The organism is Cellulosilyticum sp., from assembly GCF_982396655.1.
Genome location: NZ_CEVXFV010000007.1, coordinates 114,862 through 126,149, shown reverse-complemented (window position 1 = coordinate 126,149; position 11,288 = coordinate 114,862). Strand labels below are relative to the sequence as shown.

Genomic DNA, 11,288 nt, shown 5'->3' with positions numbered 1-11,288 from the left:
TGTAAGTCATTATTAACACTCCTAAGATGAAGGCTCTTAACTGTAAAAGGTTAGGAGCTTTTTTGTTTAATATGACATATTGAATATAATATTAAAATAGTTTAGTATATAAATACATATATAAGGACAACATGAAGAAAATATGCAGTAAATGTGGAAAGACAATCGAATATAACAAAACTTGTACTTGTAGGACAAGCACTACATATAACAGAAATATTTCACCTGAGAAACGTAAATTTTACTCATCATATGCTTGGCAGAAATTACGCAATAGGAAAGTAAAAGAACATCCTTATTGTGAGAGATGTTGGAGTAAGTGGAAAATCATTACTACTGAAAATTTGCAAGGTCACCATATAAAGTCATTTAAAGATTATCCAGAGTTAAGATTGGATGAAGATAATATTACAGTGCTTTGTAGGGTGTGTAATTTGCAGATTGGTGATAGTAGTGTGGTGGATTGGTAAGATTAACTAATAAGTGGGAGAAGGATATATGAAGGAAACTAAGAAAAGAAGTATTATTTTAATAATAATAGTTGCAATTATATCATGTAAGTTATTTTTATCAGGTATTAGATTTATTAAAATAAGCATATTAGAAAAAAGACAAGTAGAAGTTTTTAAGGAAAATGTGAAGAATCATTTAGCGGAGTATAATTTGGAGGTAAAAGGCTTTAATATTGCAATGAAAAATAAGAGAGAAGATCCAATTCTAGGGCATTGTTCACACATCTATATGGATACTGAGGTAGATAGTTCATTTCAAGATTTAGATGAGCAAGAAAAAAAGGAAATTGTATGTATGTATGAATTAATACATAATGATTATGATAAAGGTATTTATAAAAAAGGAATTGATATTGATGTAGGTACTATGGCACTAATCTGTGATGGTGAAAAATATTATGCTCATATGTATGAGGAGAATACCCAAAATGAGGAGTCAAATTATACGTCGACAATTGATGAAGAATCAAATGAAGTAGCATATACATTGACAGCAAATGATGAAGAAAAGGCTTTTGCATGGACAGCAGCAATAGCAGAAGTAAAAAAAAGATTAAAAAGTCCATCTACAGCTAAATTTCCTTTTAGTTATTATGGACAGGAAATAAATAAAGCAACAGGTAATAAGTTTCAAGTTATTTCATATGTTGATGCAGAGAATGGCTTTGGGGCGAAAATAAGGACTACATTCATTGTTGAAATTGAAAAAATAGATGATGAAACATACAACGTAATAGACGTTTTAATAAATGAATAGAGTTCTAAAAATATGTAGCCCCCTACTAGTTGTCTTGAATTAGTCTGACAACTAAAAGACCACGTGCCCCCAACTAGAGATATAAAATGCCTAAAATGAAAATTTTACAATAGAAGTGCTTGTGATTTATGGCTTAAATAAAGTAAACATAAGGAAGGGTGTTTTAATGAAATTAACAGGAATTGAAAAGTTAGATATTCAGATATTATTAGATGTATATAAAATGGAATATGAACATGAAGCGAATCCAAGTATAGCTTCACGTAGGGGTGAAAAAGAAATAACCGATTTTAAAAAAGAGTATTTTTTCGCTGTTGATAGACTGGAAAAAGAAGGTTATTTATTATTTAATGGACAGGCACTTATTAAAGGAGGGTGGATTGATCCAAAGTATCACCATAATATAATAGACATATTTTGGCAAAATGTAAGAATATCATCAAAAGGTAAAGATGTTATTAAAGAGGCAATTAATATTAATGAAGATATAGAGGAAATGTCAGAGGAAGAGATTAATACTTTAAATAATAGAATAAGAGAGGGGAAAGTTATGGATTTAGGACGTAGTATTGTAAATAATATAAAGGTGGAAAATGGGGCACAGTTTAATCAACATCAAGGTTCAGGAGATATTAATGCAGTACAAAATAACTCATTGGGAGGAGAAGATATAAAACCAGCAATAGAGAACATATTAGAAGTCATTGGTGAGAGCTCTTTAAGTGATCAAGAAAAGGAGGATTATCAGGACTTAATTGTTGCTGCTCAAGAACAAACTATGCAAGATAATCCTAAAGTATCATGGATACAAAGAGGAATAAGAAAGTTGGAAGAGCTAAAGCAAATGATTACAGCAGGTACGCTTGTCGTTGCTAGTGCTGATGGATTTGCTCAAAAAGTTGAAATGGTAATTGAACATTTTACGAAATGTATTCAGTAATAGTAAAAATATATTATTGAAAGAGAGGAAGGTGATATCATGGCTCGCCCAACAAAGAGCATAACAACAAGAACAGGACATATGAGTAAAGATGAGATAGATGCACGAATTGAATATGAAGCAAAACTTAGAGGTGAGTCTGATGATATCAGGCCACCTTCTTTTTTATCTAAAGAACAGGAAGAAAAGTTTATGGCTATAGTGGATTACCTTAAGCCATCAGGCATATTAGGAAATATAGATGTTTATATTCTAGCTCAGGCAGCTATAAGTATAGATAGAATACAAGAATGCGAACGCCACATTAATGAGTTTGGTGTGATTAATAAAGAAGGTAAACCAAGTGCATATTTGAAAGTTAAAGACTCCTATATGAAGGAGTTTTTTAGATTGTGCAATGAGTTAAGCTTAAGCCCACAAGCAAGAGCTAAATTTGCCAATATTAATGCAGGTGTGGAGAAAGAACAGCAAGATCCATTACTTAGAATTATTCAAGGTGGTGGTAGCTAATAGATTATAACAGTTTTAAAGAATCAAAAGCTTATCAGTATGCAGTAGATGTATTAGATAGTAAGTTCCCAACAAATAAATATATAAAAGCGATATGTGAGAAGTTCCTTTATGAGATAGATCATCAAGAGGAGCTTTTTTATTATTTTGATTATGATGTAGCTGACAAGATAATTAATATTATGAAGCTGATTAATTTTGCGACTGGAGCAGTAGCGGGCCAATCATTATATGAGGCTTGTGTGGGCTATCAGTATTTCTTCATATTAAATATTTTTTGTTGGAAGAGAAAGGACAAGCCTGAAAAACGCAGATACGAAGTTTGTTTATTATGGTTGGCACGTAAAAATAGTAAGTCAGTTGGAAGTGCATTGGTAATGATTATTCTTATGATACTAGAACCAAAGTACTCAGAGTTTTATTTATGTGCCAATACAAGAGACCAAGCAAAAATTGTTTATGGAGAAACTAAAAAACTTATTGAAAGTAGCCCTATTATTAGAGATAAGTTTGATATTAAAAGGGATGTAATTACTTGTAAGCTGAATCAGAACACACTTAAAGCATTATCAAGTGATTTTAACACTACTGATGGCTTAAGAGTGTCTGCCGCTTGTATAGATGAGGTAGGTGCTGCTAAAGATGGTGGGCTTATCGAATCCATGACCTCAGGTATGCTATCAGTACAAAATAGGCTTTTAATATTAATTTCTACCAGTTATCCAAACACGCAAAATCCTTTCCTAGAATGGACAGATTACAGCAAGAAAGTAATTGATGGTGTGGTTGATGATGAGAAGCTCTTTGCAATGCTCTATAGCCTAGATGAGAAAGATGAAATGGTAGTAGAGAATTTCATGAAGGCCAATCCTTTACAAAGTACTTTAGAGGATGGTAGAGAATACCTAGAAAGTGAATATAAAAAAGCACTTGAAATGGGGGGTGCTAAATTAACCTCATTTAAATGTAAGCACCTAAACATCTGGCTAGATGGTGATGTTGGAGAGACTTATATCCCAACAGAAGAAGTAAAGAAATGTAGATTACAAGAGCCATTTGATTGGTGTGGTAGAGATGTTTATTTAGGCATTGACCTTGCCATGACAACAGATAACTGTGCAGTAGCAATGGTAACAGAAGAAGATGGCAAAGTATATGCGAATGTGTGGGCTTTTGTGCCTAATGATCGTATAGACGAAAAAACTCGAATAGAGAAGGTTGATTACAGAGCAATGATTAGAAATGGCAATTGCTTTGGGTGTGGTGAAAATGTAGTGGACTATGGGTTTATAGAAAATTTTATTTTAGGTTTAGAAGATAAATATGGTGTGAGAATAGTGGGTATAGCTTTTGATAGATATAACTGTTTAAGTACAGCACAAAAGCTTGAAAATAACGGTTATGAAACTACAGAATTAAAACAACATTCAAGTGTATTACATAGTCCTACAAAGCTACTTGAAGAATTAGTCTTAACGCAGAAGTTTGGATATGAAAGTAATAGATTGCTAGAAATTAATTTTGCAAATGCAAGATGTTTATATGATACAAATCTTAATAGATATGTAAATAAGAAAAAGTCTACAGGTAAGATTGATATGGTGGCAGCACTTATTAATGCATTGTATTTACAAGAACAAGAAATGCTACAAGAAGACTTTGTAGTGCAAGTATTTTAGGAGAAAGGAGATAAAATGTACAAATTACATCAAGGTGATTGTTTAGAATTAATGGAAGATATTCCTAATGGGAGCATAGATATGATTTTATGCGATTTGCCATATGGAACAACAGAATGTAAATGGGATTCAATTATTCCTTTAGACAAGCTATGGGAGCAATATATGCGAATTATTAAGGAGAATGGTGTGGTTGTATTAACGTCAGCACAGCCATTTACTACAAAGCTCATTGAAAGCAATAGAAAACATTATAAATATAATTGGTACTGGTTAAAAAATATGGTAACAGGTTTTTGTTTTGCAAAATATCAACCTATGCGAAAGGTTGAAGATATTTGTGTATTTTATAAAAAGATGCCTAAGTATAATCCACAAGGGTTAGTAGCAATAGAAAATCCTAAGCCAAAAGTAAGAAAGAAAATGGAGCGTGATGATTGGATTTATAGAGATACATTGAATGGTGAATTTACGCCACAATGGACTAATTATCCTAATAATGTATTGGAGTTTAAGTCTGAGCGTGGTTATCATCCTACGCAAAAACCAGTTTCATTATTTGAGTATCTGATAAAAACATATACAGATGAGGAAATGGTGGTATTAGATAATTGCATGGGATCAGGAACCACAGGTGTGGCTTGTGTAAATACAAACAGACGTTTTATTGGTATGGAGCTAGATGAAAAATATTTTAATATAGCAAGGCAAAGAATTGAGGAAGCAATCTCTTTAGTCCAAGGTGAAGAAAAATGGGCTTAAGGGATTTTTTTATTAGGCAAAATAGAGAAATAATACCACAAGAGCTAGATTTATTATTAGAAGCAGAAGAACAAAAGTCACTTGCAGTAAATAGAGCACAAGCTATCAGTTTGCCTTCTGTGTACGCTAATGTGGAGCTTATAGCAAATACTATAGGTAACTTAGAAATCAAGCTATACAAAGAATATGAGGGTAGTGTGGAGGAAGTAAAAGGTGATAAACGAGTAAGCCTTTTAAATGATGAGCCAAATGACTTTATGACAGGTGATGAGCTTAAGAAGGCTATGGTGAGAGATTATCTTTTAGAGGGCGCTTGTTATGTTTATATTGAAGGGCAAGGAATTAAAGCAGAAAGGAAATTACATTATATTCCCACTGATAAGATTAGCTTGTTATTTACACCAGGAGTCATATTGAAACAGGTAACTTTACTTTTAGAAGGTATACCTTATGATATAAGTCACTTTATGATATGCACTAAGAACAGTATTAATGGTGTAGAAGGCAGAGGAATTGTAGCTGAGTGCAACGATATCCTAAAACAAGCTCTAGATAATATGGACTATACTACAAGAACTATGAGTAATGGTGGTGTAAAAAGAGGTGTTTTGCAAAGTACAAGGCGACTTACAGCAGATGCCATTGCAGAGCTTAAGAAGGCATGGAAAAGGCTTTATGAGAAGAATAATGATTGTATTGTTTTGAATGAAGGTATTACATATCATGAGTTACAGCAAACAGGACAAGAAATGCAGATGATAGAAAGTAAGTCAGCTATTGATGCAGATATATGCAGGCTCTTTAATGTGCCAGTTAATATGTTTGATTCTAGCATACCGAATGATGTATGGGATGCCTTTGTAAAGTTAGCGATTATGCCTATTCTTAATAAGTTTGAGAAGGTTTTAAATAAGTGTTTATTAGATACAGAGGAGAAAGATAAGTATTACTTTGCATTTGATACGAAGAAACTTAATAAGGGTGATATAGAAAAGCGCTTTAAAGCTTATGAAATAGCTCTTAAGAATGGATTTATGACTCCTTCTGAGGTACGTTTTGAGGAAGATTTAAATGAGATTGAAACCTTAAACTTTGTAAAGCTTAATCTTGGTGATGTTTTGATGGATATTGCATCAGGAAGCATCTATACGCCTAATACAAACACCAAAGTTACACAAGATGGTGTGGAAATGAATCAGCCTAATGCTAATGTGGTGCAAAATGCTGCAGATGTGGTTAATAAAAACACTAAAAATAATCAGAATGATGCAGATATGCACCAAAATGCACCACAATGATGTAATAAGGTGTGGACATGGTGAAAGGAGGTGAGAAATGATGCAAATTGAAGTAAGAAATGATGGCACATTAGAAATAAGTGGTTACGTGAATGCAGTGGATCGTTACTCTAAAGAATTGTACTCAGAAAGAGGAAAGTTTATTGAAAAGGTAGAACCACAGGTATTTCAAAGAGCTTTAGACCGAGCAGATAATATTGATATGCTTTTGAATCACGATGTAAGACATAAGTTAGCCAGTACAATTAATCAAACACTAGAACTGAGAGAAGATAATATAGGACTATTTGCTAGAGCTACTATTAATGATAAAGATGTGATTGAAGAAGCTAAACAAGGAAATCTAAAAGGGTGGTCATTTGGTTTTAGAACTTTAAATGATACTTGGGAAGAGAATGAGCCTATTGCAAAGCGTACTTTAGAGGATATAGAACTGATGGAAGTATCTTTATTAACGATAGAACCAGCTTATATTGCAACTTCAGTACAAGTAAGGTCAGAAGGTATAGAGCAAAGAAGTAGACCAGATGAACAGGAAGGAGAGCCTACCTTTAATGAGGCTTATGAGAAGCAGCGACATCTAATAGACGCATGGGTGTGGTTAATGAAAAACAAATAGTATGGACTTCATGAAATAAAAAGTGGAGTCCTTTTATTATGCCTAAAATTAATGACTAGAAGGGAAGACTAGATGAAATTATTATTAGAGAAAAGAAGTAAACTGATTGAAAAGATTGAAGAACTTGTAGGAGCAGTAGAACAAGAAACAAGAGCCTTTACAAGTGATGAGCTAAACAAAGTAAATGAGTATAAAGAAGAGATTAAACAGATTGACGAAACAATTAGAGCAAAAGAAGAAGCTAGAAACTTAATGACAACAATTAAGAAATCAGCATCATCTACTGAACCAGTAAAGCAAGTTAAAACTATTTCAGAAGAAATTAGAAGTCTTAAAGCAGATGCAGAACTAGAGATTGGCAATAGAGAATTAAGAGATGCAACGCACACATTTTCAAATGAAGCCATTGGATCAAGTAATGCACCAACAGAAAATATTAGTAAGACAACTTTTGCAGATTACATTTTAGATAAATTGGCTTATGTATCACCTTTGTATGGAGCAGTAAGACATGAACGCTTTGGAAATAGCAAGCACCAAATTCCAGTACAAGCCAATAAACTAGGAAAGTTTGTACCTATGCATGAGCTTGCAGAGTATAGCAAACAAACAGCTAATTTTAAACCTATTAAATTAGAAGCACATAAGTTTGGTACATTGATTTCATTCTCACAAGAAGCTTTAGAAGATACAGGTTATAACTTGGAAAGTGAATTATTAAGACAGTTAGCGGAATCATATAGCATGACTTTAGATGAGTTAATTGTAAAAGGAAATGAAGAGTATGGTGTGCAAGGATTAAATAGCTTTAGTATAGAAGATGGTGTAAAAGAAGTAACACTACCCACACAATTAACACCTGAAACATTAACAGAACTTTACTTTGCATTACCTATTCGATATAGAAATACAGCAACATGGGTGATTTCAGACCAAACAGCAAGAGCATTAACTGATATGAAATTTACAGATGGTAAACCTGTATTAGTTACATCTTATAATGGTTCACCAGTAGGCATGCAAACAACTATTTTAGGTAGACCAGTTATTATTAATGAACATATTGCAGAGCTAAATGGTACAGGAACAGCTATTTATTTTGGAGATTTAAGTCGTGCCCTTATTGTAGGAGAAAGAAAGGCATTATCACTTCAAAAGTCTACAGAGTATGGTTTTGCAAATGATGAGATTGCAATTAAGGCGAATATGAGATTAGATATTAAAAAAGCATTAGGTGAGGCTATGGTTATTGGAACAGTTTCAGGTGTGAGCAAAACAACTAGGAGTAAAGCAGCTTAATGAAATTATCAGAGATTGATGTGCCTTTTGTGAAGGAGTATTTAAGGCAAGATAGTGATGAGGATGATAAGCTCATTGAAGTTATTTTGGAAGGGGCTAAGGATTATATAGCTAAATATACAGGGCAGAGCTTAGAGCAGTTAGATGATAGTGAAGATTTAACTATTGCAGTACTTGTATTGGTAGCTGAGTTTTATGATAATAGGACTATTTCTGTTAATGAGAGGGTTAATTTGAGGATAAATAATATGTTGGAGTCTTTGATTGGGCGGTATAGCATGAATCTGATGTAAAAAATTTAAAATAGCTAAATTAATGCTAATAGAAAATGCTATACTGTAATAAAGACTAAAAACAGGGGGAAACAAAATGAAAAAATTAATATTTGGGATATGTGTATTTCTTGGTGGATTACTATTTTCAGGATTTAGTTTTATTTATGCTATTATGAATCCGGGCTATTATAATGGAATAGGTGGATTAACAGGTTCTTTGATGGTTAATGACCTTTTTGCACCTTTTATAATTGCTTTAATTATTACAATAGTAGGATTAGCAATCTGCGGTTATGAGGCATATTTTAGAAAATAAGATTTGATAGGGGTGAAATAAATATATTTTGATAGTGGAAAACTAAATAAACGAATAATATTTATAACCTATTTAGAAGTAGAAAATAAAATAGGACAACTTATACAACAGCCCATACCAATTAAAAAGGTGTGGGCATTTTTAGAACCTCTTAGAGGTTATCAGCAGACAGAAGCAGAAAGATTAAGCAGTGAAACTACCTATAAAATCTTAACACGTTATCATAAAGGCATTAATCAAGATATGCTTATTAATTATCAAGGTAAAAAACTTTATATTCATCAGGTACTAGATATTGAGGAGCGTCATGCGTACATGGAAATTACAGCAACTTGGAAAGGTGAAATGTGGCAACATGAGTAGTAGTCTTGAATTAAAAGGTTTAGATACTTTGGAAAAGAAATTAAGTTATGTAGCAGAACATTATCCCTATGAGTCAGAAATACTTCTTACAAGAATGGGAAATAACTTTAGAAAAGCAGTAAAAGCAAAAACACCTGATAGTGGAGAAGATAGCAAAAGAAAGCTTATAAAGTCTTATAAGGTGAGTAAAGTGCAGGGGACAGGTAAAGACCTTTATGTAGAATTTAGGTCTACATCACCTCACTTTCATTTAGTGGAACGAGGACATGAGATTGTAAAAAGAAATGGTGAAGCTACAGGTAAGCGAAGAGCAGGAAAATTTATGGTAGAGCAAACAGCTCTTGAATATCAAAAAGAGTTTCCTAAAGAAGTAGAGCGTATGGTAAATAGATTAATAAAAGGACTTAAATAAATGGTTTTATATCAAGATATTGCAAGGGCAGTAACAATGGTTGTTAAGGGAGCATTTCCTAGTGTACATATATATGGTGATGAAGTTAAAGAAGGTTATAAGAAGCCTTCTTTTTTTATTGGCATTTTGCCAGTAAGTAGTATTAACCACACCAAAAACATTAAAGAGGAGCAGTTACTTATCACAGTGGACTACTTCTCAAATACAAAAGATAGCCTAGAGAATTATAGAGTAATGCAAGAGCTTAAAGTAGCATTTGGACAGGTGTTAGGTGTGGAAAATAGGAAGTTTACTATCCAAGAAACAAGTACTCAAAAAGTAGGAGAGGATGGTGATATTTATCAATTTACTTTTGATATTAACTATTATGAGCTGGCTTGCAATGAGCCTGATAGTGTATTAGTAGGAGATATTATTTATAAAAAGAAAGGAAGTGACGAATGGGTTTACCATCAGTAATTATTAATTTTAAAGAAACAGGTGGCACAGCTATTAAAAGAGGTGAAAGAGGGATTGTGGCACTGGTATTAAAGGATGATGTAACTGAAATAGAACATCATGAAGTATTAACAGTAGCAGATATCCATGATACTTTAAATGCGTTTAATAAAGGCCAAGTAGAATTGGCTTTAATGGGTTATCAGACACCGCCTAAGAAAGTATTAGCGATTGTGATGCCACAGGAAGAAACAAGTTATAGTGAGGTGATGAAATATCTTGAAGCATTAAGATGGGACTACTTAGCTATTCCACAGATTGAAGAAGAAAATGTAAGTAGTATTGCAAGTTGGGTCAAGTCGTTAAATGAAACATTGGATAAGAAGGTGAAAGCAGTATTACCTAATTGTAAGGGCGACCATGAAAGTATTATTAACTTTACAAGTGATAACATTATTACTAATACAAAGGCATATACAACAGCAGAATATTGCTCACGTATTGCAGGCTTATTAGCGGGAACGCCAATGACTATCTCAGCAACTTATGCCCCATTAAATGAAGTAGTAGATTTTGATAGACTAACTAAAACAGAAATAGATGTAGCTATTAATAAAGGTGAATTAGTACTTTATCATGATGGGGAAAAAGTTAAGGTAGCAAGAGCAGTTAATAGCTTTGTAACGACTACCCAAGATAAAGGAGAAAGCTTTAAAAAGGTAAAGATTGTGGATGCTATGCATATGATTCATGATGATGTAAAGAAAACAGCAGAAGATAGCTATTTAGGAAAGTATGCAAATAGTTATGATAATAAATGTTTACTGGTTACAGCCATTCAAGCATACTTAGATCAATTAGTGTTAGATGGTATTTTAGATAATAGCTATGATAATAAGATACATATAGATGTAGAGAGTCAAAGGATTTATTTAAAATCAATAGGTGTGGATGTAGAAGCCCTATCTGAGAAAGAGATTAAAGAATATAACACTAAAGATAAAGTGTTTTTAGCATCCAATATTAAGATTCTTGATGCTATTGAAGATATTACTCTTAATATTAATGTTTAATATTGATTATTCCCTATAGTATAATCAAGGTATTA

15 protein-coding genes are annotated in these 11,288 nt (G+C 32.8%); all 15 read left to right on the top strand.

The genetic code is table 11. The features are described from left to right. Positions 1–131 precede the first annotated feature (131 nt). A complete protein-coding gene (locus AC1VAQ_RS05120; RefSeq protein WP_479903562.1) occupies positions 132–470 on the top strand; it encodes an HNH endonuclease in 339 nt (112 codons plus the stop codon). Between the two features lie 28 nt (positions 471–498). Beyond that, complete coding sequence (locus AC1VAQ_RS05115; protein WP_479903561.1) at positions 499–1,269, top strand: hypothetical protein; 771 nt, start codon at positions 499–501, stop codon at positions 1,267–1,269. A gap of 166 nt (positions 1,270–1,435) precedes the next feature. Continuing rightward, positions 1,436–2,209, top strand: a complete 774-nt coding sequence (locus tag AC1VAQ_RS05110) for a hypothetical protein (protein ID WP_479903560.1) — start codon at positions 1,436–1,438, stop codon at positions 2,207–2,209. 39 nt (positions 2,210–2,248) lie between these two features. Continuing rightward, positions 2,249–2,719 carry a phage terminase small subunit P27 family gene (locus AC1VAQ_RS05105; protein ID WP_302599636.1) on the top strand — a complete coding sequence of 157 codons (471 nt, stop codon included), beginning with the start codon at positions 2,249–2,251 and terminating at the stop codon, positions 2,717–2,719. Positions 2,720–2,901: 182 nt separating this feature from the next. After that, positions 2,902–4,398 carry a terminase large subunit gene (locus tag AC1VAQ_RS05100; RefSeq protein WP_479903559.1) on the top strand — a complete coding sequence of 499 codons (1,497 nt, stop codon included), beginning with the start codon at positions 2,902–2,904 and terminating at the stop codon, positions 4,396–4,398. Positions 4,399–4,413: 15 nt separating this feature from the next. After that, positions 4,414–5,160: a DNA-methyltransferase gene (locus AC1VAQ_RS05095; protein WP_302599634.1), complete on the top strand. Its 747-nt coding sequence runs from the start codon at positions 4,414–4,416 to the stop codon at positions 5,158–5,160. Next, positions 5,151–6,458 (top strand): phage portal protein, encoded by a 1,308-nt coding sequence (locus tag AC1VAQ_RS05090; protein ID WP_479903558.1) that lies wholly within the window; start codon positions 5,151–5,153, stop codon positions 6,456–6,458. Before AC1VAQ_RS05095 ends, AC1VAQ_RS05090 begins: the two co-directional genes overlap by 10 nt. A gap of 37 nt (positions 6,459–6,495) precedes the next feature. Then, entirely contained in the window at positions 6,496–7,077 is a 582-nt protein-coding gene (locus AC1VAQ_RS05085; RefSeq protein WP_302599632.1) for an HK97 family phage prohead protease, read from the top strand. A 72-nt stretch (positions 7,078–7,149) separates the two neighbouring features. After that, the gene (locus tag AC1VAQ_RS05080; protein WP_302599630.1) at positions 7,150–8,376 is read left to right on the top strand and encodes a phage major capsid protein; all 1,227 of its coding nucleotides are present in this window, start codon (positions 7,150–7,152) and stop codon (positions 8,374–8,376) included. After that, positions 8,376–8,669: a head-tail connector protein gene (locus AC1VAQ_RS05075; RefSeq protein WP_302599629.1), complete on the top strand. Its 294-nt coding sequence runs from the start codon at positions 8,376–8,378 to the stop codon at positions 8,667–8,669. The genes AC1VAQ_RS05080 and AC1VAQ_RS05075 overlap by 1 nt, the downstream gene beginning before the upstream one ends. 76 nt (positions 8,670–8,745) lie before the next feature. Continuing rightward, positions 8,746–8,967 (top strand): hypothetical protein, encoded by a 222-nt coding sequence (locus tag AC1VAQ_RS05070; RefSeq protein WP_302599628.1) that lies wholly within the window; start codon positions 8,746–8,748, stop codon positions 8,965–8,967. Between the two features lie 21 nt (positions 8,968–8,988). Beyond that, a complete protein-coding gene (locus tag AC1VAQ_RS05065) occupies positions 8,989–9,330 on the top strand; it encodes a phage head closure protein (protein WP_330697622.1) in 342 nt (113 codons plus the stop codon). After that, entirely contained in the window at positions 9,275–9,742 is a 468-nt protein-coding gene (locus tag AC1VAQ_RS05060; protein WP_302599627.1) for an HK97 gp10 family phage protein, read from the top strand. The genes AC1VAQ_RS05065 and AC1VAQ_RS05060 overlap by 56 nt, the downstream gene beginning before the upstream one ends. Then, a complete protein-coding gene (locus AC1VAQ_RS05055) occupies positions 9,743–10,201 on the top strand; it encodes a phage tail terminator family protein (RefSeq protein WP_302599626.1) in 459 nt (152 codons plus the stop codon). It abuts the gene before it with no gap. Further along, positions 10,183–11,253 carry a phage tail sheath subtilisin-like domain-containing protein gene (locus tag AC1VAQ_RS05050; RefSeq protein ID WP_302599625.1) on the top strand — a complete coding sequence of 357 codons (1,071 nt, stop codon included), beginning with the start codon at positions 10,183–10,185 and terminating at the stop codon, positions 11,251–11,253. The genes AC1VAQ_RS05055 and AC1VAQ_RS05050 overlap by 19 nt, the downstream gene beginning before the upstream one ends. Positions 11,254–11,288: the final 35 nt, after the last annotated feature.